Origin of the sequence: Arthrobacter sp. NPDC057388 (assembly GCF_042668165.1) — a bacterium.
Classification (GTDB): Bacteria; Actinomycetota; Actinomycetes; order Actinomycetales; family Micrococcaceae; genus Arthrobacter.
Genome location: NZ_JBHVBL010000005.1, coordinates 74,175 through 92,848, shown reverse-complemented (window position 1 = coordinate 92,848; position 18,674 = coordinate 74,175). Strand labels below are relative to the sequence as shown.

17 protein-coding genes are annotated in these 18,674 nt (G+C 67.5%); 11 read left to right on the top strand and 6 right to left on the bottom strand.

The window, feature by feature from the left end; all coding sequences use genetic code 11:
* Positions 1-267: 267 nt before the first annotated feature.
* The 5 genes from ACFUTU_RS04145 to ACFUTU_RS04125 all read left to right on the top strand — a co-directional run bounded on the left by ACFUTU_RS04145 (position 268) and on the right by ACFUTU_RS04125 (position 3,478).
* Positions 268-639: a hypothetical protein gene (locus tag ACFUTU_RS04145; protein WP_377960972.1), complete on the top strand. Its 372-nt coding sequence runs from the start codon at positions 268-270 to the stop codon at positions 637-639.
* Between the two features lie 65 nt (positions 640-704).
* Complete coding sequence (locus ACFUTU_RS04140) at positions 705-1,178, top strand: hypothetical protein (protein ID WP_377960969.1); 474 nt, start codon at positions 705-707, stop codon at positions 1,176-1,178.
* A 143-nt stretch (positions 1,179-1,321) separates the two neighbouring features.
* The gene (locus ACFUTU_RS04135) at positions 1,322-1,546 is read left to right on the top strand and encodes a three-helix bundle dimerization domain-containing protein (RefSeq protein WP_377960967.1); all 225 of its coding nucleotides are present in this window, start codon (positions 1,322-1,324) and stop codon (positions 1,544-1,546) included.
* A 529-nt stretch (positions 1,547-2,075) separates the two neighbouring features.
* Complete coding sequence (locus tag ACFUTU_RS04130; protein ID WP_377960965.1) at positions 2,076-2,246, top strand: hypothetical protein; 171 nt, start codon at positions 2,076-2,078, stop codon at positions 2,244-2,246.
* A gap of 431 nt (positions 2,247-2,677) precedes the next feature.
* Entirely contained in the window at positions 2,678-3,478 is an 801-nt protein-coding gene (locus ACFUTU_RS04125) for a hypothetical protein (protein WP_377960963.1), read from the top strand.
* A 168-nt stretch (positions 3,479-3,646) separates the two neighbouring features.
* Here ACFUTU_RS04125 and ACFUTU_RS04120 read toward each other — a convergent pair whose 3' ends face one another.
* Entirely contained in the window at positions 3,647-4,135 is a 489-nt protein-coding gene (locus ACFUTU_RS04120; RefSeq protein WP_377960960.1) for a hypothetical protein, read from the bottom strand.
* A 10-nt stretch (positions 4,136-4,145) separates the two neighbouring features.
* The gene (locus tag ACFUTU_RS04115; RefSeq protein ID WP_377960958.1) at positions 4,146-5,837 is read right to left on the bottom strand and encodes a hypothetical protein; all 1,692 of its coding nucleotides are present in this window, start codon (positions 5,835-5,837) and stop codon (positions 4,146-4,148) included.
* Between the two features lie 369 nt (positions 5,838-6,206).
* Here ACFUTU_RS04115 and ACFUTU_RS04110 point away from each other — a divergent pair, with 369 nt between their 5' ends.
* Both ACFUTU_RS04110 and ACFUTU_RS04105 read left to right on the top strand, forming a co-directional pair.
* The gene (locus tag ACFUTU_RS04110) at positions 6,207-7,457 is read left to right on the top strand and encodes a multicopper oxidase domain-containing protein (protein ID WP_377960956.1); all 1,251 of its coding nucleotides are present in this window, start codon (positions 6,207-6,209) and stop codon (positions 7,455-7,457) included.
* Positions 7,458-7,590: 133 nt separating this feature from the next.
* Positions 7,591-10,161, top strand: a complete 2,571-nt coding sequence (locus ACFUTU_RS04105) for a bifunctional lysylphosphatidylglycerol flippase/synthetase MprF (protein WP_377960953.1) — start codon at positions 7,591-7,593, stop codon at positions 10,159-10,161.
* Positions 10,162-10,211: 50 nt separating this feature from the next.
* Here the strand turns inward: ACFUTU_RS04105 and ACFUTU_RS04100 are convergent, their stop codons facing one another.
* The gene (locus ACFUTU_RS04100; RefSeq protein ID WP_377960951.1) at positions 10,212-10,943 is read right to left on the bottom strand and encodes an SDR family NAD(P)-dependent oxidoreductase; all 732 of its coding nucleotides are present in this window, start codon (positions 10,941-10,943) and stop codon (positions 10,212-10,214) included.
* Between the two features lie 322 nt (positions 10,944-11,265).
* On the opposite strand from ACFUTU_RS04100, the gene ACFUTU_RS04095 reads away from it, so the two are divergent.
* Positions 11,266-12,306, top strand: coding sequence for an NAD(P)-dependent alcohol dehydrogenase (locus tag ACFUTU_RS04095; RefSeq protein WP_377960948.1), 1,041 nt, complete (start codon positions 11,266-11,268; stop codon positions 12,304-12,306).
* 166 nt (positions 12,307-12,472) lie between these two features.
* Complete coding sequence (locus tag ACFUTU_RS04090) at positions 12,473-13,501, top strand: DUF695 domain-containing protein (RefSeq protein ID WP_377960946.1); 1,029 nt, start codon at positions 12,473-12,475, stop codon at positions 13,499-13,501.
* Positions 13,502-13,671: 170 nt separating this feature from the next.
* Here the strand turns inward: ACFUTU_RS04090 and trxB are convergent, their stop codons facing one another.
* Positions 13,672-14,634 carry a thioredoxin-disulfide reductase gene (trxB, locus tag ACFUTU_RS04085; RefSeq protein WP_377961123.1) on the bottom strand — a complete coding sequence of 321 codons (963 nt, stop codon included), beginning with the start codon at positions 14,632-14,634 and terminating at the stop codon, positions 13,672-13,674.
* A gap of 146 nt (positions 14,635-14,780) precedes the next feature.
* On the bottom strand, positions 14,781-15,215 hold the full coding sequence (locus tag ACFUTU_RS04080; protein WP_377960943.1) for an arsenate reductase ArsC: 435 nt from the start codon (positions 15,213-15,215) through the stop codon (positions 14,781-14,783).
* Between the two features lie 182 nt (positions 15,216-15,397).
* On the opposite strand from ACFUTU_RS04080, the gene ACFUTU_RS04075 reads away from it, so the two are divergent.
* Positions 15,398-16,045, top strand: coding sequence for an SGNH/GDSL hydrolase family protein (locus ACFUTU_RS04075; RefSeq protein ID WP_377960941.1), 648 nt, complete (start codon positions 15,398-15,400; stop codon positions 16,043-16,045).
* Here the strand turns inward: ACFUTU_RS04075 and ACFUTU_RS04070 are convergent, their stop codons facing one another.
* The gene (locus ACFUTU_RS04070; RefSeq protein WP_377960938.1) at positions 16,046-17,059 is read right to left on the bottom strand and encodes a LacI family DNA-binding transcriptional regulator; all 1,014 of its coding nucleotides are present in this window, start codon (positions 17,057-17,059) and stop codon (positions 16,046-16,048) included.
* 140 nt (positions 17,060-17,199) lie between these two features.
* Between ACFUTU_RS04070 and ACFUTU_RS04065 the strand changes: the two genes are divergently transcribed.
* A complete protein-coding gene (locus ACFUTU_RS04065; protein WP_377960935.1) occupies positions 17,200-18,666 on the top strand; it encodes a sugar porter family MFS transporter in 1,467 nt (488 codons plus the stop codon).
* Positions 18,667-18,674 lie beyond the last annotated feature (8 nt).

Below are 18,674 nucleotides of genomic sequence, written 5' to 3'. Positions count from 1 at the left end.
CGCCTCGTCCTCTCCCTTGCGCCCCGGCGCGGTACGCCTGCGGCGTTATCCAAGAAACGTTCGAAACCTTCGGGAAATTCCTGAAATGTGCCCGGACTTGTGAATATTTTCCCGGCAGCTCTCTGAGCGCGAACGTACACATGTGGCCCTGTTTGGCGGTCGTTTTGGGGCCGCAACTGTACGTTCGCGCTGAGATGGTTAATCCATTCGGTGTATTATTCTTCGTGGCCGCTCCTCTTCGCGGCCCTTTCCCTCTAAGGAGCCGACGTGAGCCTGCCGGATCAGATGACGGAGCGGACTCCTGCGGTCATCATCGGCTGTGCACTGGCCTGGTGCGGCCTGCGTCCTGCCCGGCGGGCAGTTGTGTGGCTGGCGAACCTGGCCCTGCTGTGGGTGGTCCCGGCGCTGCTCACGTCGGTCAGCTACGTCCTCGGGACACGCGCGCCGGCCGGCGACCTGCCCGAGATGCTGCTGATGAGCCGGCAGATCCTGGCGGCAACCCTCGGGCCTGCCGGCGTCGCGGGTCCCGCGGTCCTGCTGGCGCTGGTCATCGCGCTGGCGGGGCTCGGCATCCGGACTGTTGCCGCTCGTGCTGCCGCCCGCCGTCGGCCCTTCAAATCCGGTGGCGGCACCCCATAGGTGACCGGCTCCCCCGGTGTTAGATTCAAGGTGCCTTCGCCCTTCTGACCTGCAAGGAGCTTCCTGTGATCCTGATCGGCGGCCTTCCGGCCCACATTCTCCTGGTCCACGGTGTCGTCGTCTTCGGGCCGCTCGCCGGTCTTGGCGCCGTGGTTTATGGCCTCGCCCGGCCGACCCGCCGGTACCTCGCCTGGCCACTCGGCGCGCTGGCACTGATCCTCGCCCCGATGGCGTTGCTCACGGCCGCAGCCGGCGAGCAGTTGCAGTCCACCAGGGGCGCCACCGACGCCATCGCGGCCCATGCCCGGCAGGGCGACATCCTGAAGGTCGCCGCCGTCGTCTTCTTCTTCATCGTCGTGCTGATGCTTGCCGCCACCTTTACACCGCTGGCCACCCGGATCCCGGCACTGGCCGCGCTGCAGCGTTCCCGTCCTGCCGGCCTCGCAGCCGTGGTGCTGGGCGTGCTCGCGGGCCTCTTCGTCATCTACCAGAGCGTGATCACCGGGCACTCCGGCTCGTTCTCGGTTTGGGGCGGGTAGGGCAGGTTTTCGATCGCTTCAACGCCGGAGCGCGAGCACCGCGGAGTCCGCCGCCGGGCTAATTTCAGCCTAGGCCCGCTTGGGCATGCCGCCGCCGCGATGTTTCCGTTGACGGTTCGGGGCCTGTGGCCGAGACTAGTGCGATGAACGGCAGTGATGAAGAGAAGGAATCGACCGTCAGGCAGGTCGTTGAACGGCTTGCCGGGCGCTTCCCTGATGCCGACCGGGGGCGCATCGCGGGGATAGTGTCCGAGGAGTACGACGCGCTCGATTCCGGCCGGATCAGGGCGTTCATCCCCACCCTGGTCGAAAAGGGGGCGAAGACGCGACTCCGTCACGAATTCGCGCCCGAGGCCACCAGCCCCTGAGCAAGCCCCCGACGCGGCCGCCGCCCTCCGGGCCGCCGCCCTCCGGCAGGCGGCCGGTGGGTGGGCCCCAAGGTGGCCCCACCTTTTCCCAAGGCATGCAAGACAGAGTGGTCTTACTCGCAGCAGGTCAGCCGTCAGGGCAAGATGGCCGGGCCGATCGCCGGGCCCGCAATGTCCCCCATGCATTTTTCGGGCCCGGCGGAAAGGCTTCACGAAAGGTGCGCCAGACCCACCCCGGGATGCGGTGCGCCCAAAGGTTTTTCCAAGGTTGTCCGGCAAGAATTTTTCTTGCCGGACAACTCGTCTGCCGCGCGAAAACCGGCTGGCACCGGGAACGGCGGTCCCTCCCCGGACCCGGTGCCTCTACAGCCGTTAGACCGGTTGCCCATATGGCGGCAGCCGGCGCCCCGTTGCTGACGTCGGGCGTTAGGCGCCTGCCCAGCAGGCAAACAAAATGCTCGCTAATTTCTCCAGTAGTTTCTCTAAGTAATGGCGTGCCGGACCGCCGCTCGGACAGCAAGGCTACCGTATGAAAAAGAAAGAAAAGTCCTACGGATCGACGGCGGTGTACCCCGGCGGCGGGACCGGTGGAAGCGGCGGCGTCACGACCGCCGTCGGACTGGGGCTTGGTTCCCCGCTGACCACAACGCCAGGCAAGACCGTGGCGGGAGGTTTGGCGAAGGCTTCACGGCAAACATAGCCGCCAGCCACGGCGAGTACCGGAATAAGCAGCAACAGAAGCCATTTCCTCACCACGCACCCCTTCCACTCGCACCTGCCCCTAGCCTCGCGGTTCCACCATGGAAAAAAGACGACGGAACGGCCCTCAATCCGCCGCCGGCCCCCTCATTCGAGGGAGCCCCCGACGGGTTTTCCTAGGTACCGCCGGGACGGCATCCGAGGATCACCCCACGGCTAGGAGTTTTTGTACACCTATCGCGACTTCGAGGCCTCGGAAGCCGCGATATCTGTCCAAAAACTCCGTGAAGGAGGCCCGGGATTAGGACCGCCGCAAGCGCGTCCAAGGTTTTCGCAGGGCGCCCGTGAAAAGATGGCGCCCGGCACGGATCTTGGATAAATCTTGGATATTCCCTGCACGTCTCCTAGATAAGGGCCGCCTAACGTTGGTGCATGCCCACCACACGCAACGTTGCCTGGGACGGGCGCCTCCAGGCTTTCAAAGGCAGGGACATCACCCACTACGTCACCACCGCTGCAGATCTCGCGAAAACCTGTGCCAGCTGTCGGGCGCCGCTCGAGACCGATGAGCCGGTGTCCCTTCTCGTGGAAATAACGCAAAGCTGGGCACCGGACGGCACCGAGTACCTCACCTTCACCGACGCTGTGTGCCACCGACGGTGCAGCGGTCCTGTTCTGACCGTCCGACAAACACCGTGGGAACCGGACACGCTGTCCCCCGTTGCCGCCCGGGTGCTCCTGACTCAAAAGTCCAAGAGCGGCCGGACGCGGGTGGTGCCGGTGCTGGCCTTCACCTTCGTCCCGGTCCTGAGCTTCCGCGAAGACGGCGGCGAGCTGACCTCAGCTCTGGTGGCGCTGCCGCTCGCCCGAGGTTTCCAGCTGGCCGTGAGCCACGATTACGCCGCCATCCTGGAGCAGGCAGCAGAAGCAGATGCCAACTGCAGGATCACCGTGGCGCCCGAGGGTCTCCTCCGGCTCAGGCTCGACGGTGAAATCCTCTACCGGGAACAGCTGCACCCAGGCAGCGCCGACGACGCCGAATGGCTCCAGGCCGTAGCCCGCGCCGGGCACATCCTGGTGATCAGCGGCGACAATCTCAACATCACCGAAACCGGCCTCGATATCCACGCGGCGGCCCAGCACGGCACTCTGGTCATCGGAACCGTCCCCGTCAGCGGCGTCGGCTCATTCGCCTCCGCCGCCCAACACCGGGCACAAAGGCATGCACGCTAGAGTCTGTCAGTTGAAGCGCCAGCCAGGGCTACAACCAGCCACGACACCCGGGTCGGCGGCCGCTTCCTTACCCCGGCTCCGCTTCAGCGGCGCCGGGGTATCACCGCCGTCCACGCTGACCAGGAGTTTTTGTACAGATATTCGTCGCTAAGGGCTTCGGAAGTCCGATTATCTGGACAAAAACTCCAAAGAGATGGTCAGGTCAGTCTGCGTCGCAGAGTGGTCCCGGTTTCTGGCCACCATGGCTATGCTGTACGGCACCTTCCGCAGTTGCCCGCTGCCGGTCCGGGTGAAGCCGTGCGATTCATAGAACGTCTCAGCTGCCGTGAGCACGTCGTCCGCCTTGCCCGGAACCTTCAGCAGCACGGTCCTCGCGCCGGTGACGCCGCGGGACCCCTGCAGCTTGCCGGGTGGAACCGGAACGTCCGCCGGCCAGTCCGCGGGCGGAGCGGGCAGGGTGGGAGGGCCCTCTCCGTCACCATCTGAACCCCGACGGCGGCCACCGGTTTGAGTCGACGGCGCGCCCGCCGTCGTACTCGCTGTGACCGCGGAAGGCGGCGGGACGGGGGCCGACTGTCCCGGGCTGCAGCCGGAGAGCACGGCCGTGACGAGGACCGCGGGAGCGAGTCCCCGCCACAGGGCCGAAGCGGGATTCATTGGGGACTGGTCACCACGGCGACGGCATCAGGGCCGCCGCGTTGCCGGTGCCCTCCCCGTTCACCAGGAACGGCAGGTGCCAGAGGTCGTTCGGCACGATCGGATCGCCGGGCTTCACGTTCTCCGGGAAGATGTACTCGAACACCGGCGCGATGTACTGCCCCGGCTGGAGCCCGTTGGCGCGGGTGGGCGCGTTCTTGAAGCAGGCGTCCAGGGCGGCCTGGTTGATGGTGGTGGTGCTGACGTTCACCGGCGTCGGCAGGCAGAGGCTGCGGACACCCACCCGCACGGTCCGGTCCGGCTGGCTCAGCAGCCCGTTGGGCGCCTTGGTGGCCCGCAGCCGTGCCCGCTGCGGCTGGGGCCCGGTGTTCTGCGTGGTGATGCCGCCGGTGGGGCCGCTGATCGGAACGCCGTTCTCGCCGGTCATTTCAAAGGGCGTGATCCAGCGGTTGCGCACCGACCCGTCGGTGTTGCGGTCCTCGTAGTAGATGTCGACGGGGGTCTTGACGTCCGTGGTTTCGGCCTCGAGGAAGATGCGGTCCTGGGTTTCCTGGGCTGCGCCGTTGGCTGCCGTTGCCAGCGGATCCGCGGTGCCGACGCCGAACTCGCCGATCGCCAGGTAGCTGGGCTGGGTGCCGGGCTGGGTGTAGATGCCCAGGTTGGCCTCGATGGTGTGGGCGGAGATGTAGTCCTCGGTGCCGTGGATGAGCGTGCCTGAGTAATCCACGGTGTCACCCACCTCGAACGGTGCCTGCTGCGACGGGTCCGGGCCTGTCGTGGGAAGGCCGGTGAAGGCCGGCATCACGTACTGCGAGCAGTACTTCTGCCCGGGCGCCGGGGCGCTGAGTTCTCCGCTGGCCGGCAGTGCTACGCCGGCGGTGCTGAAGTTGCGGCAGCCCGGGACGAGCGGCCGGTTCTTCTGCGGGCAGAGCGGATCGTCCTTCACGCTCGGGTCCGTGCGCGGGATGCACATGGGGTAGCCGGTGGCGGCGTGGACGGTGGGGTTGTCCTGATCAACGCTGAAGCGGTTGTCGGGCGACTGGCCACTGCTGAACCGGCCTGTGTCCGCGCCCGTGCTGTCGTGCAGTCCGGAGATCTTGGGGTCGTTCAGCTGCACGGTCACGGTGCCGCCGGCTGCGTTGGCGATTTTCAGGGCACCGTTGACGTAGTCAATGCCCGTGATTTCACCGCGGCCAATGTTCGCCGACTGCTGGGAGACGAAGGCCAGGCCAGCGACGTGCTTCGTGCCGACGGTGTTACCCACCGCCCGCAGCTCCAGGCCGTCTGTCCCCAGCGGTGCGCTGCCGCCGGTGCCATGGACGAAGTCAGCCCAGCTCAGTGTGTTGGCCGGCATCTGCACGATGAGGTTGCAGGGGATGGTGATGACGACGCCGTTGATGGTGACGGTCCCGCCGAAGTCGGCCGGGTCCGCCTTCGGGCAGGCCGCGCCGTCGACGGTGGCGTTGCGGGCCAGCCCCGTGTCGTCGAAGCCGTGCAGCTGGGCAGCCGGTACCGAGAAGGCGGGGGTGGCCAGCGTGGGCACCACCCACGGGGAGACGATCCCCTTGGGCGGCTTGGCCGTTCCGCCGCCACCGCCCTTGGCCAGGGCGGTTCCCACGCCGCCGGTGGCGATCAGCCCGGCGGCGGCGCAGATAATGGTGAGCTTTCGGATCGTATTTGGCCGAACGTTGTTGGTCCTCATGGCTGGTCCTTTCGGAGGTGCCTTTGTTCCTGTACGGAAGTGTTCCTGTACGGGACGTGCAGGAACATGATTTCTGCGCTCATGAGGGTGCGTTGCGTGCAATGGTGACACTCGGGTGCGTGGCCCGCGCAGGGCCGACGTCGGACGTTGTTTTTGCCGGGGCAGCAAAGGCAACATGTGGTTGCCGAGGCCAACCATCTTCCTGGACGCTTGGAAAAACCCTGCGCCGCTGCTGGGCCGTTCCCCCGGCTGGGTGGTGGTCCACCCACCGGCTTGAGGCCCCCCAAGAAATTCCCAACCGTGCGGCCCTAGGTTTCTGCCATTAAAGCCGGCCGTTGTGGTGGGCAACCAATTCAGGGGAGGAACGCCATGGACAATCATGGGCTATTCGCGGAGCGGCGGTCTCAAGCGGTGCCGCCGGCATGGGTCATCGGCACCATTCTGCTGGGCATCCTGGCCGCGCTGACACCGCTGCTGTTTTCATCGGGTCCGGCCACCGCGAAGGCGAACGCCGCCGTCACATACGTGCCCCAGACACGCACGTACTACATCGCAGCGAACGAGGTTGAGTGGAACTACGCCCCCACCGGCAAGAACCAAATCACCGGCGAACCCTTCGACGAGGACGCCCAGGTCTTCACGAAGCAGGGACCGCAGCGGATCGGCAGCACGTATATCAAGTCCCTCTACCAGGCCTACACCGACGCCACCTTCAAGACCCTCAAGAAGCGGACGCCCGCCGAAGAGCACCTGGGTTTTCAAGGACCGGTAATCCGCGGCGTCGTTGGTGACACCATCAAGGTGGTTTTCAAGAACAACCTGGACCGGCCTGCGGCGGTGCACGTCCACGGCGTGTTCTACGACAAGAGCAGTGAAGGGGCGCCGTACAACGACGGCACCGGCGCCGCTGACAAAGGAGACGACGCCGTAGCCGCCGGCGCCACCTACACCTACAGCTACGAGGTGCCCGAGCGCGCCGGTCCCGGACCCATGGACGGCAGCTCTGTGATGTGGATGTACCACTCGCACACCGACGAGGTGGCCGACGACTACTCCGGTCTGGTGGGGCCCATGGTGATCACCAAGGCCAGCGCGGCCCGCGCGGACGGCACCCCGAACGACGTCGACCGGGAGTTCTTCCTGCAGTTCAAGGTCAGCGACGAAAACGCCAGCCCCTACCTGGAGCGCAACATTGCCAAGTTTGCCGGCAAGCCCGCGAAGGTGAACACCAGTGATGAGGACTTCGGCGAGAGCAACCTGATGCACTCCATCAACGGCTACGTCTACGGCAACGAACCCGTGGAGGCCCTGACCATGAAGAAGGGCGAACGGGTGCGCTGGTACCTGATGGGCATGGGCACCGAGGTGGACCTGCATACGCCGCACTGGCACGGCAACACGGTGACGGCGCTCGGTATGCGCACCGACGTGGTCAATCTCCTGCCGGCCAGCATGGTGGTGGCCGACATGGTCCCGGACGACGTGGGAACCTGGCTCTTCCACTGCCACGTCAACGACCACATCAGCGCCGGCATGATCACCAGATACCGGGTCCTCAACGCCGACGGGACCGAGGGCGGAGTGACCCAGGCGGCTCCTGACCACGCCGCGACCCACTAGCCTCCACTCCCTCTTGGCCCAACTGACTGGCAGTTGTTGTCGTTTTGAACGCTCGTAACGACAGCAACTGCTGGTCAGTTGGGCTGCGGCGTGTGGAACAATCGAAGAGCCCTTTGAAAGGAGCCCTTCACCCATGCGGCAGCCGGACCAGGGACGACGGGTACCCGCCGGCCACCGGTCGCCAGCGGGATGGGCCCGGGTACTGCGCGGCTCCCCCGCCACCCTCACTTTCGTTGGCCTCTTCTGGGCCGCTGGTGCTCTGTCCGCCAGCTTCCGGTCCGGGCCGCCGCCGTTCCTCCTGCCCCACGTGGCGGCTACTTCGCACTCGGTCCCGGAGCACTGGTGGGCCCTGCTGCTCTCCGGCTTCTGGGAACGGGACCTTGCCGGGTTCATCGTGGGCACTCTCGTAGTGCTTCTTGCCGGGCTGCCGCTGGAGCGCCGCCTGGGATCCCTGAAGTTCACCGCGGCCGCTCTCGGCGGGCACGTGCTGGGGATGCTGGCAACACTCGGGTTCCTCGCCGCCGCACGCGGCCTGATGGGGAGCTGGATCCGGGACCTGAGCGGGCACTTCTTCCTGGGGCCAAGCGCCCTGGCCTGCGCGGCCGCCATGGCTGCGACGGCGTCCCTCTCCACCCTGTGGCGGCGACGTCTCCGCGTGGTTCTCCTCGCCGTGCTGCTGCTGTTTGCGATGTACGCCGGCGGCTTCGAGGACCTCGTCCGGCTCGGGGCCGCCGCGGCCGGAGGGCTGCTGGGTCCGGTGCTGGTTGGCCGCCGGCCGCGCTTCGGCAGGCCTGCGGTCTCCCGGCATGAGGCCCGGATCCTGGTGGCGCTGCTTTTGACGGTCGCTGCGGTGGGCCCGGTGGTCGCTGGACTGGCGCCGCACGCCGTCGGACCTCTCTCTGTCCTCAAGTATCTGTTCACCAACATCCAGCCGGTGGACCCCGCGGCGCTGCAGGCGTCCTGTTCCCGCCCGGCCGACCTCAGGGACTGCGCCGCGGCCCAGCTGCAGCTGCGCGCCGGGGCGGGCGGAATCTTCATGGCCATCCTGCCGTCATTCCTGCTGCTCCTGTTGGCGGACGGACTGCGGCGGGGGCGGCGGTTCGCGTGGGCCGGTGCGCTGCTGATCCAGGCGTCGCTTTCCCTGCTGGCCGCCGTCACGATCGCCGGCGTCCTGCTGCCGCCGCCCGGTCCGGGTTCACCCGCCCGCGAAGGAGTGGGCGGGATCGAGCTGTCGGGCTATTCGCACCCGCTCAGCCTGGTCCTGCCGATGCTCCTGCCCGTCTTTCTGACGGTGCTCCTGCTGGCAGGCCGGAACCTGTTCCCGGTGCGGGCCCCGCGCGGAACGTACCTGCGGCTGGCGCGCCGGGTCCTGGTTGCCCTGGTGCTGCTGAGCCTCGTGTACGTGGGTCTCGGGCTGGCTCTGGCCCCCGGCTTTACTCCGGCGCCAGGCATGCCGCAGCTTCTGGCCGACGTCCCGGACCGGTTCCTCCCCCTGGGTTTCCTGGTGGACCGCTCCCCGGCCTTCTTCCCCGAAAGCACCGCCGCCGTCGTGCTTTACGAAAGTATCGGCGTCGTGTTCTGGGCCTGGACCGGAGCCCTGCTGCTCCGCACCTTCCTGCGTCCGGCCCATGGCCGGCACAGCGCGGACGAGGAGCAGGCACGGCACATCCTCAAGTCGCACGGCGGCGGCTCCCTCTCCTGGATGACCACGTGGAGCGGGAACAGCTACTGGTTCACCAGTTCAAGCTTCATCGCGTACCGCGTACTCAACGGGGTAGCCATTGCCCTCGGGCCGCCGGTGGGTCCGGCTGCCGAACGGGAGGCCGCGTTCACCGAGTTCGCCCGGTACTGCAGGTTCAGCGGGTGGACGCCGTGCTTCTACTTCGTGCCCGAATCGCTGCGCACGCTCGGCGCATCGCTGGGTTGGGGCTCGGTGCAGGTAGCGCAGGAGACCGTACTGCGGCTGGACGAGGTGTCCTTCCGCGGCAAGAAATTCCAAGACATCCGCACCGCGCTGAACCGGGCGGCCAAGGCAGGAATCCGCGCCGAATGGACCACGTTCGCCCAGGCGCCGATCGCCGTGCAGGCCCAAATCGAGGCGATTTCCGAGGAATGGGTGGCGGACAAGAAGGTCCCGGAGATGGGCTTCACGCTGGGCAGCCTGGATGAGCTGGACGACCCCGAGGTGCGCTGCCTGCTGGCGATCGACGCCGACCACACCGTGCATGCGCTTGCTTCATGGCTGCCGGTGTACCGGAACGGCTACGTGGCGGGCTGGACGCTGGACTTCATGCGGCGGCGCGGCGACGGCTTCCGGGCGAGCATCGACTTCCTGATCGCCTCGGCGGCGCTGAGCCTGCAGGACGAAGGGTGCGAGTTCATGAGCCTGTCCGGGGCACCGCTGGCGCGGGGAGTCGCCGGTCCAGCTGGCACCGAGGGCACCGTTGCCGCCGGTGCCGACGCCAACGGCACCCTGGACCGGATGCTCGACTGGCTCGGGGCAGCATTGGAACCGGTGTACGGGTTCCGCTCGCTCCTGGCGTTCAAGGCCAAGTTCAAGCCCGATTACGCGCCCATGTACCTGCTCTATCCGGACGCCGCCGCCCTGCCCGCGATCGCCAACGCGATCACCCGCGCATACCTGCCCTCGATCAATTTGGGCCAGGGCCTGACCCTGGTGCGGGGCCTCCTCGCCCGGCGGTGACCGGCCTTCGTTTCGACAGGCTCAACCAGCTGACAGGCTCAACCGCGGCGCTACGGCAGCCCGATGCCTGTGTGCCGCTCCAGCGCCCCGAGCAGTTCAGCCTGGAACGCCGCGTCATTGACGGCCGGATGCGGCTCCCTGCGCTTCTCATGGAACCAGTAACCACCGGACTCGCGACTCCCGCCGGAACGCGTGGCGAGCCACACCTGCGTGACGTGCCCCAACTCCAGGTCATCCGGCGCGCCACGTCCGCCCATGCGCGTGGGTACCCAGCCCGGATCCACGGCATTGCTTTCGACGTCCGGCCAGCGGTTGGCCATAGCGGCCGCGAGCGCCGTGACATAAAGCTTGCTGTCCGAGTAGGCTCCCGGGCGCCTGGCCGCGTCCCTCCAATTCATGCCCTGCAGGTCTGGCGTGCCGGAGCGGTGCATGCCACTGCTGATGTACACGATGCGGCGCGGCGGGGCCATCAGCGCGGTCAGGACGTAAGGCGCAACGGTGTTCACCGCAAGGACCCCGCTGCCGCTGTACACCCCGGCGTTGTGGATGACGGCATCGAACGGGCCGTACTTGCCAGCCTGCTCCGCCACGCGCACTGTTTCATCGAGGTCGGCCAGATTTCCGGCGACCGTCCCCACGGCTTGGTCCCGCACCTCACCGGCGTCGGCCAGCCGGAACTCATTCCTGGCGTGCAGCACCACTTCGTGGCCCTGCTGCATCAGCGCCCTTGCGGCGTTCAGCCCGAGCCCGCCGGCAGAACCGGTGATGAAGATTCTGGCCAACTCCTGTGCTCCGTTCCGCGCAATTCCGGGTAGTTCCGCGTGTTTCCGGCTATCAGACTGCCTCCTCAACACTAAAGCCGGCATCCGTCGCCTGGGAGGTACTGGCAGGAACTCCCGCGCTGTCGGTGCTACCCCGTACGGTGGATATGTGAACGGGCTACCTGCCGTGCGCCGCCCGGAACTTGCCGCGGCGGCAGGGAACAGACTCGGGAGTCCTGCCGTTACCCCTTACGGCAGGGCCTGCCTCACGCCACCGCGATGAGGTTACGCAGATGATTTTCATCCGCGGCCCGTTCCACCGACACCGATACACAGGAGAACCATGCCTACCGTCAACGCTTACGCCGCGCCGTCCGCTACCGAGGACCTCATCCCCACCACCATCGAACGCCGCGACGTCGGTCCGCGCGACGTCCTCATCGAAATCAAGTACGCCGGCATCTGCCACTCCGACATCCACACCGTCCGGGGCGACTGGGGCCCGCAGCAGTATCCGCTCGCACCCGGCCACGAGATCGCCGGCATCGTCACCGAGGTGGGCTCCGAGGTGACCCGCCACAAGGTGGGCGACCGGGTGGGCGTCGGCTGCATGGTCAACTCCTGCAAGGAGTGCGCCAACTGCCTGGCCGGCGAGGAGCAGTACTGCCTGAAGGGAATGGTCGGCACGTACGGCGCCGTCGACCGCGACGGCACCATCACCCAGGGCGGCTACTCCACGCACGTGGTGGTGGTCGAGGACTTCGTCGTCACCATTCCCGAGGGCATCGAGCTCGACGTCGCCGCTCCCCTGCTGTGCGCCGGCATCACCACCTTCTCACCGCTGCGCCGCTGGGGCGCCGGCCCCGGGAAGAAGGTCGCCATCGTCGGTCTCGGCGGACTCGGCCACATGGCCGTCAAGCTCGCCCACGCCATGGGCGCCGAGGTCACCGTCCTGTCCCAGTCCCTCAAGAAGCAGGAAGACGGCCTCCGCCTGGGCGCCGACCACTACTACGCCACCAGCGACGCCGGCACATTCGAGGCCCTCGCCGGCAGCTTCGACCTGATCATCAACACGGTCAGCGCATCGATCGACATCAGCTCCTACCTGCAGCTGCTGTCCCTCGACGGCACCCTGGTCAACGTCGGTGCCCCGGCCGAGCCGCTCCCGGTCAACGCGTTCGCCCTCATCGGCGGTCGCCGCGCCTTTGCCGGTTCCATGATCGGCGGCATCCGCGAAACCCAGGAGATGCTCGACTTCTGCGCGGAGCATGGCATCGGCGCGGAGATCGAGGTCATCCCGGCCGAGAAGATCAACGAAGCCTATGAGCGTGTCCTCGCCTCGGACGTGCGCTACCGCTTCGTGATCGACACCGCCACGTTCTAAGGCGATAAACGCACGACGGCGGGCTGTTCCCTTAAGGGGGCGGCCCGCCGTCGGGCTTTAACCCAGTAACTCTTGCGTGAAACCTGCGGCTACCGTGCCCCCGTCTTGAGTCTGCTGCACCATCCTTCAACGATCGGATGGCGCGAACCAAGCACGAGGAGGTCCGATGGAGTTGGTGCGGCGATGGGGCGGCCCGGCGGAGACAGAAGCCGTGGGTGCCTTCTGGCGGTGGTGGTCCGTGGCGGGGGCCGGCCTGATCACGGCGGCTGTCATGGGCGGCGTGTACGGCGACATTCCGGAAATCATCGGTGCCATGGTGATGGCCATCCACCCCGAGCTCAGATGGGAGACCAGCCCGGGTGTCCGTTCGCGGCACCGGCTGTGCGTCTCCGGCGGCGGGGATCCCCGGCTTCGGGTCCTGGCCGAGCGCTGGCGCAGGGCAGCTCCCCCGCCCACCGAAATATGGGAATTCGCGGCGGCCAGGCAGCCGCAGGCGGACCTGCCGGACGTGGAGTTTGAGGGCGCGGGACAGCCGGTGGATCTGGGACTGGCCCGGGTTGCCGTGGACTGGGACGACCGCCGAGCCCTCGCTGAACTCACCGTCTTCCACCCGGCTTTCGCCAGGATGGGCACCAACGGCTGCCGGCACACAGCCCGCCTGCTGGTGGACTGGCTCCTCGGGGAAGACGACGTCCAGCGCTGGGTGGGCGCCATCAATGTGTCCCGGAAGGATCCGCGCGACAGCCAGCCCGCCGCCGCCGTCACCGAGTTCATCCGGGAAGCGGCAACCCGGAACCCGGAGCCCCGCTGGACGATGCGGGAAGCCAGAACCGCTTCCGGGCACCGCGTGATTGTCTGCAGCCTGCGGCCGCTGCGCTGGGTGGACCACCCGCTGCTGGACCTCCATACTGCCGTCCGGATCAGCTACCCGCGGACCATGGGTGACGGGCTGCCGGACGGGAAGGCGCTGATGGGGCTCCTCCATCTTGAACAGGAGCTGGAGTCTGCGCTCGGGCCCCGCGGATTGCTGGTGTCCTCGGAAACGTCCAACGGGCTTCGCGTCCTGCACCACTACAGCGACTCGGAGGACCAGAACGGACGCGACAGTTTTGACCGTTTTGCCGGGTCCCGAAGCAACGTCCAGGTGGCCCACACCTATGATCCCGGATGGGCGCGGGTGCGGAAGTTCATCTAGCTAAGTAAGTGCCTGCTCCCACTACTCTTTCGGTCACCGCAGGACGATAATTAACTCGAGCACCGAGCTGGGCCGGCGGCGGTGTCGCCTGTCTGAGACCAGGGCGACCCCCCCAGCCGCCGCCGTCCCTTTAATTCGGCGCCCCTCCCCTCAACTAAGCCGGTGAAACGTCACGCGTGGGTGGGTTCCTCGACCAGGGCCGTGGCGATGCTGTCCGCATCCTCCAGTGCAGCGAGGTAGCGTTCCGCGTCGAGGGCCGCGGCGCACCCGGTCCCGGCGGCGGTGATGGCCTGGCGGTAGCGGTGGTCCACGGCGTCCCCGCACGCGAACACCCCGCTCAGGTTGGTGCAGGTGGTGGGCGCGTCCACCTTGATGTAGCCCTCGCCGTCGAGCTCCACCTGCCCGGCCACCAACTCGGTCCGCGGCACGTGCCCGATGGCCACGAACAGCCCCGTGGCCGGCTGCTGCCGGGTTTCGCCCGTCCGGGTGTCGGTGAGGGTGACGCCGGTGACCTTGCCGTTGCCGTGGATTGCCGTGACGGCCGAGTTCCACGCGAACGTGATCTTCGGGTTGTCCTTCGCCCGCTGCGCCATGATCCGGGACGCGCGCAGCTCGCCCTTGCGGACGACGACGGTCACGGACTTCCCGAATCGGGTCAGGAAGGTGGCCTCCTCCATCGCGGAGTCGCCGCCCCCGACCACGATGATGTCCTGGTCCCGGAAGAAGAACCCGTCGCAGGTGGCGCACCACGAGACCCCGTGCCCGCTGAACTTCTTCTCCTCGGCCAGCCCCAGTTCCTTGTACGCCGAGCCGGTGGCCAGAATGACGGCCGGGGCCTCGTAGGTCTCGCCGCCGCCGGTGACCACACGTTTGAGGTGGCCTTTGAGCTGGACGGACGTGGCGTCGTCGAACACCACCTGGGCGCCGAACCTCTCCGCCTGCTGCTGCAGGCCGTCCATCAGCTCCGGCCCCTGGACGCCCTCCGGGAAGCCGGGGAAGTTCTCCACCTCCGTGGTGTTCATCAGCGCACCGCCGGCCGTGACCGAGCCCGCCAGAACCAGCGGCTTCAGGCCGGCCCGGGCGGCATAGATCGCGGCGGTGTAGCCGGAGGGCCCGGAGCCGATGATGATCAGCTGCTCGGTGCTGACCTTCCCCGCGCCGGCGTCTTTCCCCTGGCCCGTATTTTTCCCGGTGCCCGTGTCCGCTGCGGCGGCGTCTCCGGGTTTGGCATTTTTGCTCACTGCTGGCTCCTTCTACTCGGGCTCATTCAGGCAAACGGTTACTGAGCGTCGGCGTGCCGGGCAGGCAGCAGCTCGGTGACCAGCGCCTCGACGCGCGTCCGGATCTCGTCGCGGATGGGGCGGACGGATTCAATCCCTTTGCCCGCCGGGTCGGCCAGTTCCCAGTCCTCGTAGCGCTTGCCGGGGAACACGGGGCACTCGTCGCCGCAGCCCATGGTGATCACGACGTCGGCCTCCTTCAGCGCGCCGGTGGTGAGGACCTTCGGCACCTCGGCGGAGATGTCGATGCCGACTTCGGCCATGGCGTCGACGGCGGACGGGTTCACCTCGAACGCGGGCTCCGAGCCGGCGGACCGGACGTCAATGGCGCCGCGGGACAAACTGGTGAGGAAGCCGGCGGCCATCTGGGACCGGCCGGCGTTGTGCACGCAGACGAACAGGACGGAGGGCTTCTTGGCTGGATCGGCGGTCATGGCGGTCTCCTGAAGATGGCGGGTACTCAAGTGCAACAAGAGCGGGCCGTTCAATCAAGGGCCCGGACGCCCCGGGAGTCTGGAGTTTTTGTACAGCTGCCACGACTTCGGGGGCCTCTAACCCGCGGTATCTGGACAAAAACTCTCTCGTCAGGGGGTGCCGTTTCGTGGGACCATGCCGCATGGACAGCAGCGCTGGTGGCCACGTCGTCCTGCTCGGGGACTCAATTTTCGACAACAAGGCGTACGTCGACGGCGGCCCGGACGTCGTCGGACACTTGCGCGGGGAGCTGCCGCCTGGCTGGAAGGCAACCCTGCTCGCGCTGGACGGTGACGTGATCGCGGGCGTCCACCGCCAGCTGCTTGCGCTTCCCGACGGCGCCACGCACCTGGTGGTCAGCGTCGGCGGCAACGATGCGCTCGGCTTTGCCCACCTGCTCGAGGCCCCCGCCCGCTCGGTGGCCGAGGCGGTGGGTTTGTTCGCCGATGCCCAGGACCGGTTCGCCGCTGACTATGAGCAGATGGCGGGCACGCTGGCAGCGACCGGCCTGCCGACAGCCGTATGCACCATTTACGACACGCCCTCCGCCGGACCCTACTACCGGCTGATCCGGACCGCCCTGACAGTGTTCAACGACAGCGTCACCAGGGCCGCATTCACCCGGGGCCTCGGCCTGCTGGACCTCCGGATCGTCTGCAACCACGACGGCGACTATGCAAACGCGCTGGAGCCTTCGGTTCAGGGCGGGGCCAAAATCGCCCGGGCCATCGCAGCCCTGCTGGACCCTGGCCGCCAGGTGCCGCGGTCAACCGTCATCGGCGGCAGCTGATCAGGCCTGCCGCAGGGGAGCCGTCGAGTTGCGCACCACCAGCCGGGGCGTGAGGCACCTGTCCGCCAGGGGCGCGCCGGGATTGCTGAGCCGCTCGAGCGCCACGCCGCCGGCGATCTTTCCGAGCTCCACCGCGTGCAGGTCCACAGAGGTCAGGTCGATGCCGTGGAGCCGGGCGGTCCGGGAGTCGTCGAAGCCCACCAGCGACAGGTCCCCGGGAATCGTCAGGCCCATGGCGTACGCGGCTTCGCGGACACCGAGGGCGAACTGGTCGTTGTGCGCGAACACGGCCGTCGGGCGGTCCGGCCCGGCCAGCATTTCCGCCGCCGCACGCTCCCCTGCCTCCTGGGTAAACTCGCCGGCGGCCACCGTCTGCGGGGCCAGGCCGGCCGACCGCATGATCTGCCCGTAGACCTCCTGCCGGACGGTATGGCCTTCAAAGGGCGGACCGGCAAGGTGGGCGATGCGCCTGTGTCCCAGCTCCAGGAGGTGCCCGACGGCGGCCCTTGCGCCGGCGTCGTCATCCGGATACACGCTGTCCACGCCTTCCACCCGCCGCGTGACGCTGACCACCGGCGTGGTCCGCGCCAGTTCCCGCACCCGCTCGTCGGGGTCCAGCAGTGCCGCGGCGATGATGATCCCCACCCGCGCCTCGACCAGCGAGTCCATGGCGCCGGGGTCCACGCCTCCGATCGACCGGGAGACACTGAGGATGAGCCTGTTGCCGTCCTGCGGCAACGCCAGCCGCACGCCGTTGAGGACATCGGAGTACACCTCGTTGTGAAGGTCCAGGAGGTAAAGCCCGACGGCGGTGCGCGACTTGCTTGCCAGGGCGGCGGCCGCCGCGTTGTGCCGGTACCCCAGGCGCTTGGCAGCGTCGAATATCGCCTGCCTGGTCTCCTCGCTTACACCGGCGGCACCCCGGAAGGCGAAGGACACGAGCGTGCGGGAAACGCCGACCTCACGGGCAACGTCAGCCTGTGTGGCCGGCCTGTGCTGCCGCTGAAGAGTCATAGCGCCATCCTCCCACGGCGGGAAACGGCAAAAAATTAAAAATCATTTGTAAGTTTGACCTTACATTTAGACCTTTCGCGCGTTAGTCTTGGATGTGACGGCGGGCACACGTCCCGCAAAACTGAGACAAGGGAGTCCTGATGTCTGCAACCCAAGCCCAGCGCGACGGCGCGCCAAGTCCCGCACTTCCCCCGCTGACCAACGGCCCGCACCGCAAGCGCCTCGGCATGGTCGCCATGGTCGCAACCTTCGGCGGCCTCCTGTTCGGTTACGACACGGGTGTCATCAACGGGGCACTCCGGCCCATGACGGCCGACCTCGGCCTCACCCCGATTACCGAAGGCATCGTGACCAGCTCGCTGCTGTTCGGCGCCGCGGCCGGCGCGGTGGGCGGCGGACGGCTCTCCGACACCTGGGGCCGCCGCAAGACCATCATCCTGCTGGCCGTCCTGTTCCTCGTCGGGGCCCTGGCCTGCGTGTTCGCCCCGAACTTCGAGGTGATGGTGGTGGGCCGTGTCATCCTCGGCCTCGCCGTCGGCGGCGCCTCCTCAGTAGTCCCCGTCTACCTCGCCGAACTGGCCCCCTATGAAATCCGCGGCTCCCTCGCCGGCCGCAACGAACTCATGATCGTCATCGGCCAGCTCGCGGCCTTCATCATCAACGCCATCATCGGCAACGTCTGGGGCGAATTTGGAGGCGTCTGGCGGATCATGCTCGCCGTGGCCGCCGTACCGGCCGTGGCCCTGTTCCTCGGAATGCTCCGAATGCCGGAATCCCCGCGCTGGCTGATCTCCCGGGGCCGCAACGCGGACGCTCTGGCCGTCCTCAAGACCATCCGGTCAGCCGACCGCGCCGAAGCGGAGATGGCCGACGTCAAGCACCTGGCGGACGAGGAAAAGGCGATGAACCTGTCCGGCTGGGGCGCCCTGCGGAACAAGTGGATCCTGCGCATCCTGCTCGTCGGCATCGGCCTGGGCGTGGCCCAGCAGCTGACCGGCATCAACTCGATCATGTACTACGGCCAGTCCGTGCTGGTTGAAGCCGGCTTCGACTCCGGCGCCGCCCTCATCGCCAACATCGCCCCCGGCGTCATTGCCGTCGTCGGCGGCGTGATCGCCCTCTCCATGATGCAGCGCGTCAACCGCCGCACCACCCTGCTCCTCGGCTTCACCCTCACCACCGTCTGCCACTTCCTCATCGGTATCGCCTCCATCGCGCTGCCTGTGGGCAACCCGGCGCGGCCCTTTGTGATCCTGTTCCTGGTGGTTGCCTTCGTGGGCTCCATGCAGACGTTCCTGAACATCGCCGTCTGGGTGATGCTCTCGGAGATCTTCCCGCTGCACATCCGCGGCTTCGCGATCGGCGTTTCCATCTTCTGCCTTTGGATCGCCAACGCCTTCCTGGGCCTGTTCTTCCCGTCCCTGGTGGCCTCAATGGGCATCACCGGAACGTTCTTCATGTTCGGCGTGGTGGGCATCCTGGCCCTCATCTTCATCTACACCCAGGTCCCGGAGACCCGCGGCCGCACCCTCGAAGCACTCGAGGAGGACGTCACCACCGGCGCCATCTACCTGGTGCACAAGACCCCGGCGGGCGCAGCGCACTAGCAGCCGCC